Raw genomic sequence first — 17542 nt, forward strand, 5'->3', positions numbered from 1 at the left:
GAACCGGGCGGACGCACAAGGCTTGTTCGGATGGCTTGCATGCCAAACGAAAGGTCGCTATACCCCCTCGCACATCGCCGCGAGGCGATCCCGCAAGGATGGACACGGGCGTGTAGCTCAGCGGGAGAGCACTACGTTGACATCGTAGGGGTCACAGGTTCGATCCCTGTCACGCCCACCATCCACCTTCAGATCCAGAAGAAAATGGCCCGCGACCGACAGGTCCGGGCATGCGTCCGGAGCGGGCCTCCGTTGCACGGGCGACACGCCCGCCACGCGTCGTCTACTTTCCTGTGAACTGATCATGGATTGATGCCGGCAAATCAGATCTGCTGCTTTCGCCGGAGACGTTCTGCGTCCGTCCGGAACTGCGGGGGTGCAGATGAGCCAGGCCAGCCCACATCCACGATTTCTTCTTCGGCGCGCTCAAGTCGAGACGGAGACCTTGCTCCGTAAGGACCGCCAGTATCTGGACGCGATCTCTGCGATCGAAATCGCGTCCGCCCGTTTTGCGTTCGGGGCGACATTGCCTTTGGCCGAAGCCGTGCAGGCAACTTGCAGCGTGCTGCGGCAGTCGCTGGCGACGCATCGGGCCGGTTCGACCGCCGGAGAGGTGATCCGCAAGTTCGTACCCGAACGTCTGGCCGAACTGGAAGAGGTCTGCAGATCCACTCACGTCGAGGTCGCGTCGTCGGGCCTGCGGCTTGTGCGGACCGAGTAAGTCTCCGAGGCTTGGGGCTGGAGAAGGGGAAAATCACCTTCTTTGCCGCCTCTCTAGGCAGTTCTGCCTTTTATTCGTGCTTGAAAAATATTCGGCCGGACGCCATCTAGACAACGTCGGCCTCGGCCGACAGCCCTCCTTGGGCGTTTCCTCCCTAGACTTCAGGCCGCGCATGTCGCGGCCTTTTTTTCTGTCAACGCCGAAGAGCCGGCAGGACGTGTTCCCCGAAGGTATCGATGAAACGGGCCTGATCGCGTCCCACGTGGTGAAGGAAGATCCGCTCGAAACCGAGTTCCGCGAAACCGGCAAGTCGGTCGCGGTGCCAGGCGAGATCAGCAGACACGAGAACGGACTGCCTTATGTCGGCCTCCCGGACGAAGCGGGTGGCGGCATCGAAATCGGCGGGACGTCTCAGATCCCAGTTCACTTCACCGCCGATCGCGTTCGGGCCCCACTGGTCCAGCGCCATGTGCACCGCCTCGGCTTCGGTGGGGGCGTGGCTGAGGGCAACCTGAAGGTAGATGGGCTTGCCCGAACCGCCGTTGGCCCGGAAGGCTTCGATCACGCGGCGCAAGGTGGCGTCCTCCGACGGGATGGTGATCATCCCGTCGGCCCAGGCGCCGACACGGGCGGCGGTCGCCTCCGACACGGCACCCCCGAGGAGACGGGGCGTCTGCTTCGGACGGGAGTAGAGCTTGGCTTCGACGACCGTGACGCGCCCGCGGTGGGTCACAGATTCGCCGGACAGCAAAGCCCGGATCACCGACGCGCACTCCTCCAGCCTGGCGTTCCGTTCCGCCTTGTCCGGCCAGGGCAGGCCGGTGATGGCTTCGTTGAGCGCCTCGCCGCTGCCGAGCGCCAGCCAGAAGCGGCCCTCGAACATCTCGGCCAGCGTCGCCGCCGCCTGCGCAACGATCGCCGGATGGTACCGGTATCCCGGCGCCGCGATGACCCCGAAAGGCATCGTCGTTGCCTGCATGGCAGCGCCGAGCCAGGCGAATGAGAAGCCCGAATGGCCCTGCCTCTCGCTCCAGGGATGGAAGTGATCGGACGACATGGCGCAGTCGAAGCCCGCAGCCTCGGCCTGACGGACCAGCGTCACGAGTTCGCTCGGCGCGAACTGCTCGTGCGAGGCATGGTAGCCGTACTCGGTCATGGGAGGGTCCTTCAGATGTCGCTGCGACGGAGGAGGTAGTCGAGGCCGCCGACGCGGTACCAACGGTAGCCGTAGGGTTCGAGGATCACGCAATGACGCCCGTCCTGCTGCGGGTCGCTGTTGGAACCGCCGAGCAGGTTGATGAGGGGCTGCGGACCATCCGGATCGTCGGTGGTGAAGTGGATCTCGCGTGGCTCTGCGCCCAGGTTGTGCAGGAAGAAGACGGAGTTGTTCCGCCAGTCGTAGCGCAGCGCGAAGACGGAGGGGTCGCCGACATCGACGATGGAGTGATCTCCCCAGCCGATCTCAGGCACCTCCTTGCGCATCCGCATGATGCGCTCCAGCCAATTCAGCATGGAGTCCGCATCCCGACGCTGCTCGGCCGCGTTCAGGTGCTCGAATCCGTAGGGTCCGCCACTGATGACCGGAAGAATCGGTTTGTCGCCCTTGGTGAAGCCGCCCTGCGGCTCGTCGGACCACTGCATCGGCGTGCGGGCGCAGTAGCGTTCGGGAAGGCTCAGATCGTCGCCCATGCCGAGTTCGTCGCCATATCGGATCACGGGTGTGCCGGGCAGGGTGAAGAGAAGGCTGTAGGCGAGTTCCAGGCGACGCCGGTCGCCGGCCAGCATGGGGGCGAGGCGCCGGCGAATGCCGCGGTCGTAGAGCTGCATGTTCGGTTCGGGCCCGAATGCCTTGAACACCGCGGCCTGCTGCTCCTTCGTCAGGCGGCCGAGATCGAGTTCGTCGTGGTTCCGCAGGTGAAGGCCCCACTGCGCGCCCTGCGGCTTCGACCGCGTGGCCTCCACGGCCTTGGCCAGATCCTTGGCGTCACCGGTCGCCATCGCGTAGAAGAGATGCTGGTTGACGTGGAAGTTGAACATCATCTGCAGCCGGTCGCCGTCCCGGCCGAAATACTCCACGCTCTCCTCCGGAGGCACGTTGGCTTCGGCGAGGAAGATGCCGTCGCCCTTGCGCCATTGGACGAACTGGCGGAAGGAGCGAAGCATTGCGAACTGCTGCTTGGGGTGCTTGATGTCGGCGCCCTTCTCCGCGATCACGAAGGGAACAGCGTCCATCCGGAAGCCGGACACGCCCAGCTGGATCCAGAAGCCCATGATCTTGAGGATCTCGGCCTGGACATGCGGGTTGGACGTATCGAGATCGGGCTGGTGCTTGTAGAACCGGTGGAAATAGTAGAGCCCGGCCTTCTCATCACGCGTCCAGGTGGATTCCTGAACCCCGGGGAAGACCATCCCCTCGTGGGCATTGGACGGCTTCTTCTTGGACCAGACATACCAGTCCCGGAACGGCGACTGAGGATCGGATCGCGCCGACTGGAACCAGGGGTGCTCGTCGGACGTGTGATTGACCACGAGGTCGATGATGACGCGGATCCCACGCTGCTCGGCGCCGCGCGTAAACTCGACGAAGTCGCCGAGTGTCCCGTAGCGAGGATCGACATTGTAGTAGTCGGTGACGTCGTATCCGTCGTCCTTGCCGGGCGAGGGCTGGAAGGGCATCAACCAGATGGCGGTGACGCCGAGTCCGTTCAGGTAGTCCAACCGGCGCTGCAGGCCGCGGAAGTCGCCGACACCGTCGCCGTTGGAGTCCATGTAGGTCTCCACGGACAGGCAATAGATGACGGCGTTCTTGTACCAGAGATCCGTGACCATCCGCTGCGGGGCCTTGCTCGTGTTGTCGTTCGACCAACACACGAGCCGGCGATTTGTTCTGCGGCACGCAATCAAAGCCGTTGGATGGACATGGCCCGGATCACGACTTCACTCTGGGAAAAGCGGCTTTCCAGCGCGCGGCGGTAGTCGGCCCACCAGGCGGGGTCGAGATCCGCGGTCATCACTTCGAACACGACAACCCGGTCCCTCACCCGGCCGGCTCCCTCTTCGGTCCAGACGCCCTCGGCCGGCGCCCGTGTGTGCGCGGTCAATCCACCGAAGCGGGCCACGAGTTCCCGTTCCACGCCGTCGAACAGACCGCGGGGGATCGGACTGCCTTCGTTGTCCTCCAAGGGAAGGAGAATCTGGACCAGGGATGCCGTCGTCACTGGATGGCTTGTCCGGTCGGCGACCTGCCGTCGGTGCGAGGCGCCTCGACCACGGCTTCCTCGCTGACGAAGCCGAGGAAGGCGTCGAGGCCTGCTATCTCCTCCGCATCGAGTTGCTTTTTGTCGCTGCCCTGGCTGAGCGCGACTGCCGCCGCCGCGGCGTCGGCAGTGCCGCGGCGCGCGTCTATGTATGCCCCGATCCTCGACAGCCCCTCGTCATCGGCTGGAGTCGTCGACTTGGCCTTGGGTCGATCGACGGACGTACCGGCACCTGGAAGCGCGGTCGTCCGCTGGTCGGAAACATCAATTCCGAGGATCTTGTCGATGGCTCGGATCGTAGCGGCCGTGGCCGGCTTCAATGACGTGCTGACCAGCCAGGCGTTGACTTTCTTGGTGGCATCCAGCCGTGCCAGGGGATCGGACCGGGACACCGCCTCCCGCTTGGCCGGAGCATACGTCGCCAGAACATCGATCTGTCGTCCTGCGGAGGGCGCGATATCGGCCGACTGGCCGTAGTCATCGATCGGCGGCGCCTGGTCGTAATCCGGGGGCGAGGCGAGGCGTTCCTCGGGCCGCCAACCTCCGGAAGACCCGCGGTTCGAAAGCCCGGGCGCCTCCTCGTACCCGTATATGGTAGCGCGCGAACGATCGTCGTCCGGATACGGCTCGCCCGGATAGCCGTAGTCATCACCCTCGTCGGGCCGGACCATGAGCCGCTCGCCGCCGTACTCGTCATCCGGCAGGGGCTCGATGAAGTAGGTGCCGTCCGGCGCCACCAGCAGCCGTCCCCGTGGCGGGGATCCTGCGGGGGGCGGGTCGCCATAGCCGGGTGGAGGATCGCCCCAGCCGGGGGGCGGCTCGGCATAGACTGCGGGGGGCGGGTCAATGAAGACAGGGCCGGGCGGCGGCGGCGGAACCATGGGTTCGTCCCACCAACCCTCCTGAGCGGTTGCCGGCCCCGAGAGAAGAACCGTTACTGCTCCGGCTGCGGCAAGGAGCCGTCGAGAGGTCTGGGAGATGCGCATACCGTCTCCAACGCCAGGCGCGGTCGAACGATCCCTAGCACGCGCGGCGATTGGCACGGTGAACGCTGAAATGGGCAGTCCTATGACGAACAGGGCCTGTAATCCGCCGGGTTAACGCGAATAGATACTCCTTGTTAAATTCGTATGCATAAGGTCAACCCCAATAAGGGGGTCTACCTATGCGCATTCAGAATAAAATCCTGGCACTCGTGTGCATGCTCTCCGTTGTCTCCGTGTGTATCGCGGGCGTGGCCCTCCATACCATGCAGGGCTACAATGATCGGGTCGCGGAACTGGAGGCGGCTGCCAAACGCGCCTACAACGGCGAGCACCTCAATCGCCTGGTGACAGCCGTCGTGATGGAATCGCGCGGCATCTACGCCGCTGCCGATATCGAGAAGGCCAAACCCTTCGCCGAGGGTATCCGCAAGAACCTCGACGCGATCGACGCGCTGCTGGTCCACTGGGAGCCGATCGTCAACCTCGTCGACAAACCGGCCTTCAAGGCCGTCGCGGACAAGGCTGCGGAGTTCCGGTCGTTCCGTGTCGAAACCGCGCGGCTCGGCGAGGCCGTGTCACCGCAAGCGGCCAACGAGCAGGGCAACAACGAGCAGAACCGGGCTGTCCGGAAGCAGTTCCAGGCGGAGATCGATTCGCTGGTGAAGACCGACCTCGTCGAACTGGAACGGGTGACCGCGGATGTCCGCGACTTCTATGCCAACCGACTCATGCTGATGATCGTGCTCGCGACTGGCGGCCTTGTGCTCGGACTGGCGATCGCGCTCTGGTTCAGCACCACCAAGATCTCCCGCCCGCTGGTGAAGGTGACCGACGTTCTGTCGCGTCTTTCCGGCGGCGATCTTTCGGTGACCGTGCCGGCGGTGACGAGCAAGGACGAAATCGGCGCGCTGTGGCGCAGCGTCGGCGGTTTCCGCGATGCATTGCTGGCAACCGAAAGCCTGCGCGAAGAGCAGTCCAAGCTTGAAGAGAAATCGCGCCTGCAACGCCGGGCCGAAATGGAGGCAATGGCGAGCCGCTTCGAGAGCGAGGTCGGCGCAGTGATCGGCACCGTTGCCGGTGCGGCAAAGTCCGTGCTGGACGCCGCCCAGACCGTCTCCGGCTCGGCCGAGGACACGTCCCACCGGTCGGCAGCCGTTGCGAGTGCTTCCGAGCAAACGTCAGCCAACGTTCAGTCGGTGGCTGGGGCATCGGAAGAACTGTCCGCCTCGATCGCGGAGATCGGGCGGCAGATCTCGGAAGCTTCCCGGCTCATCGGGGAAGCCGTCGGCGAGGCGCGCCAGTCCGACCAGGAGGTCAAAGTCCTGGCCGAAGCCGCCGGCAAGGTCGGCGCGATCGTCGCAATGATCCAGGCGATCGCCGAGCAGACCAACCTGCTCGCCCTCAACGCCACGATCGAAGCGGCGCGTGCCGGTGAAGCTGGACGTGGGTTTGCCGTTGTGGCGAGCGAGGTGAAGCAACTGGCGTCGCAGACCGCCAAGGCGACCCAGGACATCGAAGCGCAGATGAGCGGCATCCAGTCATCCACCAACCGGACCGTGATCCGGATCGCGGATATCGCCAAGCGGATCGACGAGCTGGATTCGATCGCCGCGGCCGTTGCAGCCGCGGCCGAGCAGCAGAATGCCGCAACGGGCGAGATCGCCCGCGGCATCCAGGATGCGGCGGCCGGTGCGGCGCATGTGGCGCACAACATCACCAGCGTCCGGACCTCGGCCACGGAGAACGGCAGCGCAGCCCGCGGGCTGGTTTCCGCAGCTTCGTCGCTCAGCGAACAGGCGTCGTCACTCGAGCGGCAGGTGTCCGATTTCCTGAAGACGGTGCGTGCGGCCTGAGGGCACAGCGGGCAGGTCGAACGGGCGAAAAACCGCCTTCTCGACCCGCCCGCGGCGTTGACATCGAAAGGGACCATCCGTATGGTCCCGCCGATCTCGGGCCGGGTGATGAACTCGGCCCGTTCCAATCGACACGATCGGATCCAGTCGAACCGTCGCCGGCGGCACCATCCTCCCTTCCGAGGAGGCGGGAGCAAGCCCTGCGGTTCGAAAGGCTCCGGAAGGACCGAACCCATGAAGATCAAGAACTCGCTGCGGTCGCTTCTGGGCCGTGACCGGAACAACCGCCTGGTGCGCCGCAAGGGCCGCATCTTTATCATCAACAAGAAGAACCCGCGCTACAAGGCGCGCCAGGGCTGATGCCCCGGACGGGGGCCTGACAAAGCCCCCCGGTGTTCACGATCACTCGATGATCTCGACGGCGCGTGCCGGGAAGCCTATCTTCCCGGCATGCGCTTTTTCATGTCCGCGATCATCGTCCTGACCTGCATTGCCGGATCGGCCGCCGCCCAGGCGCCCCCCGCCGAACCGCTGAAGCCGCCGCCGACACGGCCGCAGCTTCCCTCGGAGCCTTCGCTGGACAATCCGGCGCTCGAACAGCGACCGCCCAAGGACGCGAACAGCGACCGTGCGGCGCAATCGGCCCTTCCGCCCAACGCCAAGCAGGAGCTCGACGAGCTCTATGCGAAACTTGCGGTCGCCAAGACACCCGAGGAGGCGCATCCGCTGGAACAGCGCATCCTGCAGCGACTGGCGGTCTCGGGAAGCGCGACCGTGGACCTGCTGATGAGTTGGACCGACAAAGCGCTGGCGGCGAACGACTATCCGGCCGCCCTGGACCTTCTTGACGAAGCCCTGGCGCTGAAGCCCGACTATGTCGAAGGCTACAACCGGCGCGCCACCATCTATTATCTGCTCGACGACTACACACGCTCCATCGGCGATATCGAACGGACTCTTTCGCTGGAGCCGCGCCATTTCGGGGCCTTGGCAGGTCTCGGAGCGGTTCTCACCGAACTCGATCAGCCGGAGCGGGCCCGCTCGATCTACGAACGGACGCTCAAGATCAATCCGCAGCTGACGACCGTGAAGGAAGCGCTCGCGGAGCTCGACAAACGATCGGCCGGTCGGGACCTTTGACCGTGTTTCGGACAGGCGGCTCGCGTCGATGATCCTCGGGTGGCTGACGCTTGGTGTCGCCGGACTCTTCGGTGCACTGGTGGGGGTGACCGCGGTCGGCAACGCCAGGATCGGCGCTCGGCTGGCGGCAGTCGGCGCCTATGCGGAGGTGGACGGCGTTTCCGTCCACTACGTCGATCGCCCCGCGGATGCCGACCCGAGGAACCCTGGGCTCCCCTTGGTGGTGATCCACGGCGCCAGCGGCAACCTTCACGAGCCCCGCGCGGCTCTCGACCGGCATCTCCGGCACCGGCGCGTCATCTATGTCGACCGTCCCGGACACGGGCACTCGAGCCGGCCCGCGCGGCGCTGCGCCGCGCCCTCGGTCCAGGCCGACGTCCTGGTCGGCCTGCTCGACCGACTCGGCGTCGAGCGCGCCATTCTCGTCGGCCATTCCTGGGGAGGGGCGGTTGCCGCCGCGGCCGCGGTTCTTCATCCGGGCCGGGTCGCCGGACTGGTCTTCATCGCGCCCGCCACCCATCCCTGGCCGGGCGGTGTCACCTGGTACTACCGGGTCGCAGCGCACCGATACCTCGGCCCGGCATTCGCCTGGACCCTGGCCTATCCGCTTGGCCGCCTCCTGTTGGAACGCGCTGCCAAGGGCGTCTTCGATCCAGGGCCGGTGCCGGAACGCTATCCGCGCGAGGCTCACATCGAACTGGTGCTCCGGCCGCGATCATTCGTCGCCAATGCCGAGGACGTGGCGGATCTGAAGGAGAACGTGATCGCCCTGTCGCCACGCTATCCGGAGATCACCGCGCCGACCGTCATTGTCACGGGCGATCAGGACAGCGTCGTGTGGCCGTCCATCCATTCGCACGGGCTGCTACGGGACATCCAGGGGGCTGAGATGATCGAATTGCCAGGGGCTGGCCACATGCCCCACCACACGCACCCACAGGTGGTCGTGGAGGCGGTGGAGACGGTCAGCCGCCGCGCCAGCATGGTCCCCGCCTGACGGTGCTCAGATTCCGCTGAGGCCGTCGGCGCCGATGAAGGCGATACGCAGGAGGTTCGTGGCGCCTGGGGTCCCGAACGGAACGCCGGCGGTGACGATGACGCGCTGCCCGGGTCGGCCGAAGCCTTCCTCGTAGGCGATGCGGCAGGACCGATCGACAAGGTCGTCGAGATTGCGGGCGTCGTCGCTCACTACGCAATGAAGGCCCCAGACCACCGCGAGCCGTCGCGCCATGGCGCGGTTGGGCGAGAGAGCGATCACGGGGGTGGTGGGCCGTTCGCGCGATGCGCGGATACCCGTGGCGCCGGACGAAGTGAAGCACACGATCGCGGCCAGCCCAAGGGTCTCGGCGATCTGCCGGGCCGCCGAGGAGATGACATCGGCGCCTGTCTGCTGCGGATCCGGGCGCTGGGCGTTCAGGATCGAGAGATAGTACTCGTTCCGCTCCACTTCCTCCGCCACGCGGCTCATGGTGGCGACCGCCTCGATGGGGTAGGCGCCGGCGGCGCTTTCTGCGGAGAGCATGACGGCGTCGGCGCCCTCGAACACGGCCGTCGCAACGTCGGACACCTCGGCGCGGGTCGGAACGGGGGACTGGATCATCGACTCCAGCATCTGGGTCGCGACCACCACCGGTTTGCCGGCCTTGCGGGCGGCGCGGGTGATGCGCTTCTGGATGCCGGGGACCTGTTCGAGCGGCATCTCCACGCCGAGATCGCCGCGGGCGACCATCAGGCTGTCGGAGAGCTCCATGATCTCCTCCAGTCGGTCCACCGCCTGGGGCTTCTCGATCTTGGACATGATGCCCGCCTTGCCGCGGACAATCTTGCGCACTTCCGCAACGTCTTCGGCGCGTTGGACAAAGGAGAGGGCGATCCAATCGACTTCGGCGTCCAGCGCCGCGAGCAGGTCGGCGTGGTCCTTGTCGGTCATCGCTCCAGTGGTGAGGATGGTGTCCGGAAGGCTGACGCCCTTGCGGTCGGAGATCTTACCGCCGACCTCGACTTCCGTGACCGCGTTGCGTCCATCGCAGGTCAGGACGCGCATCCGCAATTTGCCGTCGTCGATCAGCAACCGATGGCCGGGCTGCAAGGCTTCCAGGATCTCGGGGTGGGGCAGGTGGACGCCGCTGGCGTCCCCGTCGATCTTGTCGGCGTGAAACTCGAAACGTTGACCGATCTCCAGCACCTGCGGGCCGTTCGCGAAGGTGCCGACCCGCAGCTTGGGGCCCTGCAGGTCCGCCAGGATCCCGATCGGCCGGCCGTGCTCCACCTCGACGGCACGGATCTTGGTCACGAGGTCGCGCAGCTTGTCGTGGCTGGTGTGGCTCATGTTGATCCGGAAAACGTCGGCGCCGGCCTTGTGCAGCCGTCCGATCGTCATCTGGTCGGAAGAGGACGGGCCGAGCGTGGCGAGGATCTTCACCTTGCGATTGCGCTTCATCGGCCCTAGTTCCCCTCTTTGGTGGGCTGATACAAGTGGATGGTCCAGCTACGCTGTTCGGCGGTGTCGATCTCGAAGAAGCCGGTGCGCTCATATCCCCGCGCGACGCAATCCTCGATGCCCTGGATGGTGAACATCTTACGTCGGGTGCACATGAAGGCCTTGCCGCTCCACTCGCCACCGCGCCGCGAGTCCACCGCGTAGATGTAATAGTAGCGGGATCCCAAGGCCCCGGTCAGAAGCGGGCCGCATTTGCCGCCCTCGATGTTCCACCAGCCCTCGCTTCTCCAGCCTTCCTTGCCTTTGTAGCCGAGCGCCACCGAAACGGTGGAGTCGGTCTTGTTGCAGAGGCGAAGGTCGGCCAGGGCCGCGGTCGTCGTCAGCCCAAGTCCGACGAGCGTTCCGGTCAGGATGGTGAGCAGGTGTCGCGCCAGCCGGTGCGAGGTCTTCTGCCTTCGCTCCCCAACTTTGCGCTGCATCGTCATCCCTGGCGAGGTCATTCTTGAGCGCCCGACTTATGGCGTGGGGCATCACGCACTGTCAACATGACCAGACGCATGACTGGAGGATAAATCGCGATTAGATCTGCGTAAGATGCATGGATAGCTGGCATCACGCGTTCCCCCTCAGTCCTCGAGCACCGCTGTTGGCCGCGGGCTTTCGACTCGGCTCGTGTCCGCAGCCTCTCACGAGCGCGGCCTTGCGATAAAGATCCCTGCCAAAATCAGAATGCCACCGACGAGTTGCGGCAGGCCGATCTGCTCGCCCAGAACCACCCAGGCGACAAGGGCTGCCGCTATGGCCTCCATGAAGATGACCAGGGACGAAAAGGCTGCAGACAGGTGCCCCAGCGCGTAGGCCAGCAGTCCCTGGCCGCCGGCATGGCTGATGAAGGCGAGCGCCAGCAGGATCGCCAACCCGTTCCACGACGACGGGAGGATCGTCGGCTCCATGACGAGGGCGACGACCAGGAGGACGGCGGACGTGATCGCGGAGGAGATGAAGGTCACCGTGGCGGCGGAGGTCGTACGGCGGGCGACGCGGACGGCGAGGAAGTAGGTTCCGAAGAAGATGCTCGTGGCGACCCCGTAGATGTCTCCCAGCAGATGCTCCGGCGTGAGGGAATAGGAGCTGCCGAGGAGGACCGCGCCGCCGCCGACGCAAAGAAGGAGACCCAGGAACACGGAGCGTTCGACACGCTCGCCGATCAGGAACCAGGAGCCGAGAACCACCCACAGGGGCGCCGTCGTCGCCAGGAATGTGGCATTGGCGACGGTGGTGTTCATGACCGCCAGATGCCAGAAGAACAGATCGGCCGTGAAGATGACGCCGGCGGTCTGAACAGCGCGGCTGCCGAAGGCGCGGGCGATCGTCCCGCCGTCGTCCTGGCTGCGAGCCCAGGCCCAGAGGAGGGGCATGGCGAGCGCGACCCGCCAGAACGCGCTGGCATAGGGGCCGACGTCGGCAAGCCGAACCATAACCGGTGAGACGCCCATGGCGAGGGCCCCGGCGACAAGGGCAAAGAGCGCGGCGACGGCGCGCGGCTGGCCGGGGAGAACGGCGGGTTCGGACGCGGACATTACGGGAGGGAGCAACCGGTTGTTGGCAGGGGTCTGAGGTCGAGCGCGGGGCGCTGATGTGCGCGGATGGTGCGCGCCGGCGATTGCTATGGCAAGCCCCGTCGGGAGCCCGTATTCTTCCGCGCCATGACGTCACCTAGTTTTTCCAACGGTATGACACCGGCCCCCTTCGACCCGATCGAATTTATCGATGGCTCCCTCTCCGGCGGGCTCTTGCTGATTTGCGACCACGCGTCGAACGCCTTGCCCGAAGCCTACGGCAGCCTCGGACTTCCGGCCTCCGAGTTCAGTCGCCACATCGCCTATGACATCGGCGCGGCGTGGATCACCCGGCGGCTCGCCGCGCGGTTCGGGGCGCCCGCGTTGCTGACCCGGTATTCCCGGCTCCTGATCGATCCCAACCGAGGCGAGGACGATCCGACGCTGGTGATGCGGCTCTCGGATGGTGCAGTCGTACCGGGCAACGCGCGGATCGACGACGTCGAGAGACAGGCGCGCATCGACCGCTTCCATCGTCCCTATCACCACGCCATCAACCAGACCTTGGATGCGATGGCGGCTAGGGGAACGGTTCCGGTGATCGTCTCCATCCATTCCTTCACGGATGCCTGGAAGGGGGTGCCGCGCCCCTGGCACGTCGGGGTGCTCTGGGACACGGACGATCGGCTGAACCGGCCGCTGATCGACGCGCTCGGAGCGGCAGGCGACCTCGTCGTCGGCGACAACGAACCCTACGACGGCGCGCTGCTCAACGACACGCTCTATCGCCACGGGACGGCGCGCGGCTTCGCCCATACCCTGATCGAGGTCCGCCAGGATCTGATCGCGGAGGAAGCCGCCGCGTATGCCTGGGCCGACCGTCTGCACGACTGCCTGGCTCCGATCCTCGCCGATCCCCATCTGCATACGATCCGGACCTATGGTTCGCGCGCGCTTCAACGCGCATTGCCCCCTGGAGTGACCGCATGAGCCCCATCGACGACACCACGCGCACCGAACTGGAGGCGGCCGCCTTCCGACGTCTGGTCGAGCATCTGCGCAGCCGCCCGGACGTGCAGAACATCGACCTGATGAACCTGGCGGGTTTCTGCCGCAACTGCCTGGCGAACTGGTTCAAGGACGCGGCCGAGGCCCAGGGCCTTGCGGTCAGCAAGGACGAGAGCCGCGAACTGATCTACGGCATGCCTTATGCGGACTGGCAGGCGCAGAACCAGCGCGAAGCGAGCGCGGAGCAGCGTGCCGCGTTCGAAGTGAACCGGCCAAAGCATTAAAGCCGGGACGCTGCCGAATCGGTTGACGGGACGGCCGCTCCTGGGGCACCCATGGCCCCCGATCCGGCCCGGGTGGAAGCTCGGGCCGCGCCAAGGCGCCGCGCCCAAACGACGTCGCCAATCGCTCATGGGGAATCGGCCGCCACGCCCGCCGTCGGCGTGCGGACCGATGGTTCCCCGCCACCGAACGAGGATGTCATGGTTGCAGATGTGGCCGATACCGGGGTCGCCGCCGAGGAGCTGAAGCAGTTCATCGAGCGGATCGAACGCCTCGAGGAAGAGAAGAAGGCGATCTCGGACGACGTGCGCGACGTCTATGCGGAAGCGAAGGGCCGCGGCTTCGATGTCAAGGCGATCCGCGCGATCGTGCGGCTTCGCTCGAAGGAGCCGCACGAGCGGGAAGAGGAAGAGGCGATCCTGGAGCTCTACAAGAGCGCGCTCGGGATGGCGTGACGGTGGGCGAGGGCTTGTCCGCAGCGGGCGGTCAAGCCTTTGCCAGGTTCCCCATCTTCAGGAACACGGGCTGGACAGGGCGCCCGAACAGGACGCCGTCCGGACCGATATCGAGGGCGATCCTGTAGACCGCCAGAGCGCCGTCGACCGCCTCGATGGTGCGGTCGATGTCTTCCTGCGTGTGCGAGTAGCTGACCACGAAGGACGGCGCCAGGATGCCGCGCCGGATCAGTTCGCTCATGAACAGGGTGCGGAAGACCTGAGAAGGCCGCTTGTCCGCATCGCGGGTCGCGAAGACGAGGTTGGTGTCCCGGCCGATGATCTCGACATGGCCGGTGAGCCGATGCCTTTCGATCAATTGCTCGACGCCTTCCCGGAGGCGGGCGCCGCGCTCGTGCATGGTGTCGATGACGGGCTCTTGCTCGACCACGTCGAGAACGGCGATCGCTGCAGCGAGGGCATGGGTTTCCGCGCCGTGGGTGGTGGACAGCAGGAACACACGCTCGCGGTCGTGGTCCAATCCACCAAGGCGCATGAATTCGCGCTTTCCTGCGAGGGCGGAGACAGCGAAGCCGTTGCCGATCGCCTTGCCGAAGGTGCAGAGATCCGGCTCGAGGCCGTAATGGCGCTGGGCCGAGCCGGACGGCCAGCGGAGACCCGAGATCATCTCATCGAGTACGAACAGCGCGCCATGGCGTCGGCAGAGATCCTGGACAGCCTGCAGGTAGCCGGCCGGCGGATCGATGGATTTGGTCGGCTCCATGACGACCGCGGCGATCGCGTGGGGCTCTGCCGCGAACAGTGCCTCCAGAGCCGGCAAGTCGTTGTAGGGGAAGGTGCAAGTTAGATCGACGATCTCCCGGGGGATGCCGGCCCGCATCGGCGTGGTTCCGATCGCCCAGTCGTCGTAGGAGAAGAAGGGGTGATCGGCGCAGATGGCGACCTTGTCTCGCCCGGTATAGGCGCGCGCCAGACGAACGGCTGCCGAGACGGCGGTCGAGCCGTCCTTGGTGAACTTGATCATCTCGGCGCCGGGCGCCAGCGCCAGCACCCGTTCAGCGCAGGCCACCTCGATGTCGGCCGGACGGGTGAAGTTCGTGCCCAACTGCATCTGGCGATAGGCGGCGTCCACGACAGCCGGATACGCGTGTCCGAGCGACACGGCGCGCAGGCCCATGCCATACTCGATGAACTCGTTCCCATCGACGTCCCAGACGTGGCAGCCCGCACCCCGGGCGATGAAGCCAGGCGCAAGCACGGGATACTGGTCGTCGCCCTTGGCGTAGGTATGAGCGCCCCCGGGGATCAACTTGTGAGCCGTTCTGCGCAGACCCGCAGACCGGACGAAGCGGTTCGCGCCGGCCGACTGGGTGATGGGCGTGTCCGATACCGGGCGCGTTCGGCGCTGCAGGCGCCAGAATTTGAGGGTGGGGTCGCTGAACACCTCCGAGGTGAACCTGTTGGGTTCCCCGTTCGGGCAAGTGTCACCCCACTCGACCATGCGAAAGATGTAGGCGGCCGGAAGAACTTCGATGATCTCGATCTCGAAGACCTCTCCGCTGATCGTTTGACCGATCACGTCACCGACTTGGAATGTTCCTCGATCGTTTTTCATACAGCAACGCCTACGTTATAGCTTCGCCAAACTGCCTCGACCATCATTGATCGCGGCGAGAGGCATGATGACTTCAGTATTTCCGACCCAGCCTAGAGCTGGTGCGGCCGGGCCGCGACGCGCTTCGCGCCCCATTTAATGCGCCGGGCAGTCGGATCGCGGGCTGCTGCCGATGTCGAACTCGCCTCGTCGGCCGCCGCGGTGGTCAAGGCGTGGAGCGCCTCGATGACCCGGCCTTCAAACCCTTCGGCCATGTACCGGTCGATGGTCCACTCCGGACAATTCTCAAGAACAAAATAAAGGATCGCGACTGTCTTGCTCTTCTCCGACGTGACCTCCCCAGCCAGTTCGAAGCAACGGTCGATCAGTATCGCGCCGCTCGGATCAAGACGACCGGCAAGGGCGCTCCCCGCAATCTCCACAGCTCGATCAAGGCTTGCCACGTCGCCCGTTCCTCCCAGCGCTTGCACAACACCACGGCTACACGGCCCGAACGATCATGATGTGTCACTTCGAGGAACTTGTCTTCCCTCACTTGCGGTAATGGTAACTCGAATCCGACGGCCATTGCTTCTGATGCGTGCGCAATGGCACCGGTACCCGTCGTACGCAATTCTAGAGAACTGCCGGCCGGAGTCGAGTCGCTAGCGACAACTGGCCAAACGGCTTCGACGGCGGGGATGGTGCATCTGCCGTGAAATGGGCATAGTTGCGGGCCACATCGGTGCAGCCGGCGTCCGCGCCGGTTCCTTTCGGGATTTTCGGGGCAGATCCTCTTGAACCGTCCGACTTCCGCGAAGACGCTCGCCGTCATCCTCTCCTTCACGCTTGGATTGGCCGGCTGTTCGGCCTTCGACTACGAGCTCGCCCAGTCGGAGCGGAGCATCCAGCCGATCCCGTCGCGGCTCATGGGCACCATGAACGCCAAGAGCATGGACGCGGGCTCGCCCATTCTGGTGCGCCTGTTCAAGCAGGAGAGCGAACTGGAGGTCTGGAAGCAGGACCGCGCCGGTCGCTATGCGCTGCTGAAGACCTACCCGATCTGCCGCTGGTCCGGGAAACTCGGGCCGAAGCGGGCCAAGGGCGACCGGCAAGCGCCGGAGGGTTTCTATTCCGTGGCCTACGGCCAGATGAACCCAGACAGCCGCTACTACCTGTCGTTCAATCTCGGGTACCCCAACCGCCTGGAGGCCGCCCTCGGCTTCAACGGAGAGGCGCTGATGATCCACGGCGCATGCTCCTCGTCTGGATGTTTCGCCGTCACGGACGAGGCTGCGGGGGAGATCTATGCAGTGGCGCGGGAGGCGTTCCGCGGCGGCCAGACGGCCTTCCAGGTCCAGTCCTATCCGTTCCGGATGACGGCGGACAATCTCGCCATTCATCGCGACGATCCGAACATGGCGTTCTGGGCGTCGTTGAAGGACGGCTACGATCACTTCGAACTGACCAGGCAGGAGCCGCGCGTCTCGGCCTGCGGTGGACGCTACGTCTTCAACGTGGCCAACGGCTCGACCCTGGATCCGCTCGCACCCTGTCCGGCGCTTGAGGTGGATCCGTCCATTGCCGCGGCAGTAGCCAGGAAGCAGCAGGAGGATGCTGCAGCGGCAGCGGCGCTCGCCCAGTCGGTCGCGCTTCCGTCCATGTCGTATGTGGACGGCGGCATGCACCCCAGCTTCCGGGCCATCCTCCGGCAATCCGGTCCCGAGAAGCTCGCGTCCATGACGTCCGAGCGCGCTCCGGTCAGCCGCCCGGATGCGGCGCTTGCCGACCCCTACCGCCCGCTCGACGGGGTATCCCGCGGCTCGTAACCGCTCTGTGTCCGCTCAAGGTCCTTCTCGACGGAACGAGTAGGTCGGGCTGATCGTTTCCCCATCACGGCTACTGAGCCGCCAACCGTGAAGGGAGACTGCCATGGGCAGCATGAGCGACAAGATCAAAGGCAAGGCCAATGAGGCTGTCGGCAACCTGAAGCAGGGTGTGGGCCGGGCCACGGACGATCCTGCCCTGGAAGCGGAAGGTCACCTCCAGGAGCGCAAGGGCGAAGGCCAGCAGGTGGTCGGCAAGGCCAAGGACGCTGTGAAGACCGCCGTCGACAAGCTCTGACGTCTCGACGCGGCATGCCGACAGACCCAGACCGACGCTGTCACGCTCGTGTGACGCTGAATATTCGAATGTGAAGGTGCGCGAACGGACTGGCTTCCACCCAAGCCTATCCATTCTCGATCG

19 protein-coding genes and 1 tRNA gene are annotated in these 17542 nt (G+C 65.5%); 11 read left to right on the top strand and 9 right to left on the bottom strand.

Annotated elements, in window-relative coordinates; all coding sequences use genetic code 11:
• Nucleotides 1–106: 106 nt before the first annotated feature.
• Nucleotides 107–181 (top strand) — tRNA-Val (locus HZ321_RS14170).
• Between the two features lie 201 nt (nucleotides 182–382).
• On the top strand, nucleotides 383–721 hold the full coding sequence (locus HZ321_RS14175; protein ID WP_181703041.1) for a hypothetical protein: 339 nt from the start codon (nucleotides 383–385) through the stop codon (nucleotides 719–721).
• Nucleotides 722–914: 193 nt separating this feature from the next.
• On the opposite strand, the gene HZ321_RS14180 is transcribed toward HZ321_RS14175, so the two are convergent.
• From HZ321_RS14180 to HZ321_RS14195, 4 genes are all read right to left on the bottom strand, one after another.
• Entirely contained in the window at nucleotides 915–1877 is a 963-nt protein-coding gene (locus HZ321_RS14180; protein WP_181703042.1) for a TIGR03885 family FMN-dependent LLM class oxidoreductase, read from the bottom strand.
• An 11-nt stretch (nucleotides 1878–1888) separates the two neighbouring features.
• Complete coding sequence (locus HZ321_RS14185) at nucleotides 1889–3550, bottom strand: alpha-amylase family protein (protein WP_181703043.1); 1662 nt, start codon at nucleotides 3548–3550, stop codon at nucleotides 1889–1891.
• 71 nt (nucleotides 3551–3621) lie between these two features.
• Nucleotides 3622–3939, bottom strand: a complete 318-nt coding sequence (locus HZ321_RS14190) for a hypothetical protein (protein ID WP_342343852.1) — start codon at nucleotides 3937–3939, stop codon at nucleotides 3622–3624.
• Nucleotides 3936–4715, bottom strand: a complete 780-nt coding sequence (locus HZ321_RS14195) for a hypothetical protein (protein ID WP_181703044.1) — start codon at nucleotides 4713–4715, stop codon at nucleotides 3936–3938. The genes HZ321_RS14190 and HZ321_RS14195 overlap by 4 nt, the downstream gene beginning before the upstream one ends.
• A 428-nt stretch (nucleotides 4716–5143) precedes the next feature.
• Between HZ321_RS14195 and HZ321_RS14200 the strand changes: the two genes are divergently transcribed.
• From HZ321_RS14200 to HZ321_RS14215, 4 genes are all read left to right on the top strand, one after another.
• Nucleotides 5144–6817, top strand: a complete 1674-nt coding sequence (locus HZ321_RS14200) for a methyl-accepting chemotaxis protein (protein ID WP_181703045.1) — start codon at nucleotides 5144–5146, stop codon at nucleotides 6815–6817.
• 234 nt (nucleotides 6818–7051) lie between these two features.
• Nucleotides 7052–7177 carry a type B 50S ribosomal protein L36 gene (gene ykgO / locus HZ321_RS14205; RefSeq protein ID WP_075215160.1) on the top strand — a complete coding sequence of 42 codons (126 nt, stop codon included), beginning with the start codon at nucleotides 7052–7054 and terminating at the stop codon, nucleotides 7175–7177.
• Nucleotides 7178–7279: 102 nt separating this feature from the next.
• A complete protein-coding gene (locus HZ321_RS14210) occupies nucleotides 7280–7957 on the top strand; it encodes a tetratricopeptide repeat protein (protein ID WP_181703046.1) in 678 nt (225 codons plus the stop codon).
• Between the two features lie 28 nt (nucleotides 7958–7985).
• Nucleotides 7986–8954 (top strand): alpha/beta fold hydrolase, encoded by a 969-nt coding sequence (locus HZ321_RS14215; RefSeq protein ID WP_181703047.1) that lies wholly within the window; start codon nucleotides 7986–7988, stop codon nucleotides 8952–8954.
• A 6-nt stretch (nucleotides 8955–8960) separates the two neighbouring features.
• Here HZ321_RS14215 and pyk read toward each other — a convergent pair whose 3' ends face one another.
• From pyk to HZ321_RS14230, 3 genes are all read right to left on the bottom strand, one after another.
• Nucleotides 8961–10397, bottom strand: coding sequence for a pyruvate kinase (pyk, locus tag HZ321_RS14220; RefSeq protein WP_181703048.1), 1437 nt, complete (start codon nucleotides 10395–10397; stop codon nucleotides 8961–8963).
• Between the two features lie 5 nt (nucleotides 10398–10402).
• Entirely contained in the window at nucleotides 10403–10882 is a 480-nt protein-coding gene (locus HZ321_RS14225; RefSeq protein ID WP_425305405.1) for a DUF1036 domain-containing protein, read from the bottom strand.
• A 201-nt stretch (nucleotides 10883–11083) separates the two neighbouring features.
• Nucleotides 11084–11977: a DMT family transporter gene (locus tag HZ321_RS14230; protein ID WP_181703049.1), complete on the bottom strand. Its 894-nt coding sequence runs from the start codon at nucleotides 11975–11977 to the stop codon at nucleotides 11084–11086.
• A gap of 153 nt (nucleotides 11978–12130) precedes the next feature.
• Here HZ321_RS14230 and HZ321_RS14235 point away from each other — a divergent pair, with 153 nt between their 5' ends.
• The 3 genes from HZ321_RS14235 (at nucleotide 12131) to HZ321_RS14245 (ending at nucleotide 13701) form a co-directional block, all read left to right on the top strand.
• Nucleotides 12131–12946, top strand: a complete 816-nt coding sequence (locus tag HZ321_RS14235; protein WP_244635877.1) for an N-formylglutamate amidohydrolase — start codon at nucleotides 12131–12133, stop codon at nucleotides 12944–12946.
• Entirely contained in the window at nucleotides 12943–13248 is a 306-nt protein-coding gene (locus tag HZ321_RS14240; protein WP_181703051.1) for a DUF1244 domain-containing protein, read from the top strand. The genes HZ321_RS14235 and HZ321_RS14240 overlap by 4 nt, the downstream gene beginning before the upstream one ends.
• A gap of 198 nt (nucleotides 13249–13446) precedes the next feature.
• Nucleotides 13447–13701 carry a DUF2312 domain-containing protein gene (locus HZ321_RS14245; protein WP_181703052.1) on the top strand — a complete coding sequence of 85 codons (255 nt, stop codon included), beginning with the start codon at nucleotides 13447–13449 and terminating at the stop codon, nucleotides 13699–13701.
• 31 nt (nucleotides 13702–13732) lie between these two features.
• Here the strand turns inward: HZ321_RS14245 and HZ321_RS14250 are convergent, their stop codons facing one another.
• Nucleotides 13733–15280 (bottom strand): glutamate-1-semialdehyde 2,1-aminomutase, encoded by a 1548-nt coding sequence (locus tag HZ321_RS14250; protein WP_342343853.1) that lies wholly within the window; start codon nucleotides 15278–15280, stop codon nucleotides 13733–13735.
• 128 nt (nucleotides 15281–15408) lie between these two features.
• A complete protein-coding gene (locus HZ321_RS14255; protein WP_181703053.1) occupies nucleotides 15409–15759 on the bottom strand; it encodes a hypothetical protein in 351 nt (116 codons plus the stop codon).
• A 333-nt stretch (nucleotides 15760–16092) separates the two neighbouring features.
• Between HZ321_RS14255 and HZ321_RS14260 the strand changes: the two genes are divergently transcribed.
• Together HZ321_RS14260 and HZ321_RS14265 are read left to right on the top strand one after the other, a co-directional pair.
• Entirely contained in the window at nucleotides 16093–17124 is a 1032-nt protein-coding gene (locus HZ321_RS14260) for a L,D-transpeptidase family protein (RefSeq protein WP_181703054.1), read from the top strand.
• Nucleotides 17125–17227: 103 nt separating this feature from the next.
• Nucleotides 17228–17419 carry a CsbD family protein gene (locus tag HZ321_RS14265; RefSeq protein WP_181703055.1) on the top strand — a complete coding sequence of 64 codons (192 nt, stop codon included), beginning with the start codon at nucleotides 17228–17230 and terminating at the stop codon, nucleotides 17417–17419.
• Nucleotides 17420–17542 lie beyond the last annotated feature (123 nt).

This window comes from Chthonobacter albigriseus (assembly GCF_013839445.1).
Classification (GTDB): Bacteria; Pseudomonadota; Alphaproteobacteria; order Rhizobiales; family Pleomorphomonadaceae; genus Chthonobacter; species Chthonobacter albigriseus.

What these genes read in the sequence shown, in the direction of transcription:
- HZ321_RS14185 (WP_181703043.1), bottom strand. Translation starts at nt 3,550, where the DNA reads ATGGTCACGGATCTCTGGTACAAGAACGCCGTCATCTATTGCCTGTCC.
- HZ321_RS14235 (WP_244635877.1), top strand. Translation starts at nt 12,131, where the DNA reads ATGACACCGGCCCCCTTCGACCCGATCGAATTTATCGATGGCTCCCTC.
- HZ321_RS14210 (WP_181703046.1), top strand. Translation starts at nt 7,280, where the DNA reads ATGTCCGCGATCATCGTCCTGACCTGCATTGCCGGATCGGCCGCCGCC.
- HZ321_RS14200 (WP_181703045.1), top strand. Translation starts at nt 5,144, where the DNA reads ATGCGCATTCAGAATAAAATCCTGGCACTCGTGTGCATGCTCTCCGTT.
- HZ321_RS14225 (WP_425305405.1), bottom strand. Translation starts at nt 10,882, where the DNA reads ATGACGATGCAGCGCAAAGTTGGGGAGCGAAGGCAGAAGACCTCGCAC.
- HZ321_RS14180 (WP_181703042.1), bottom strand. Translation starts at nt 1,877, where the DNA reads ATGACCGAGTACGGCTACCATGCCTCGCACGAGCAGTTCGCGCCGAGC.
- HZ321_RS14215 (WP_181703047.1), top strand. Translation starts at nt 7,986, where the DNA reads ATGATCCTCGGGTGGCTGACGCTTGGTGTCGCCGGACTCTTCGGTGCA.
- HZ321_RS14175 (WP_181703041.1), top strand. Translation starts at nt 383, where the DNA reads ATGAGCCAGGCCAGCCCACATCCACGATTTCTTCTTCGGCGCGCTCAA.
- pyk (WP_181703048.1), bottom strand. Translation starts at nt 10,397, where the DNA reads ATGAAGCGCAATCGCAAGGTGAAGATCCTCGCCACGCTCGGCCCGTCC.
- ykgO (WP_075215160.1), top strand. Translation starts at nt 7,052, where the DNA reads ATGAAGATCAAGAACTCGCTGCGGTCGCTTCTGGGCCGTGACCGGAAC.
- HZ321_RS14230 (WP_181703049.1), bottom strand. Translation starts at nt 11,977, where the DNA reads ATGTCCGCGTCCGAACCCGCCGTTCTCCCCGGCCAGCCGCGCGCCGTC.
- HZ321_RS14265 (WP_181703055.1), top strand. Translation starts at nt 17,228, where the DNA reads ATGGGCAGCATGAGCGACAAGATCAAAGGCAAGGCCAATGAGGCTGTC.
- HZ321_RS14245 (WP_181703052.1), top strand. Translation starts at nt 13,447, where the DNA reads ATGGTTGCAGATGTGGCCGATACCGGGGTCGCCGCCGAGGAGCTGAAG.
- HZ321_RS14240 (WP_181703051.1), top strand. Translation starts at nt 12,943, where the DNA reads ATGAGCCCCATCGACGACACCACGCGCACCGAACTGGAGGCGGCCGCC.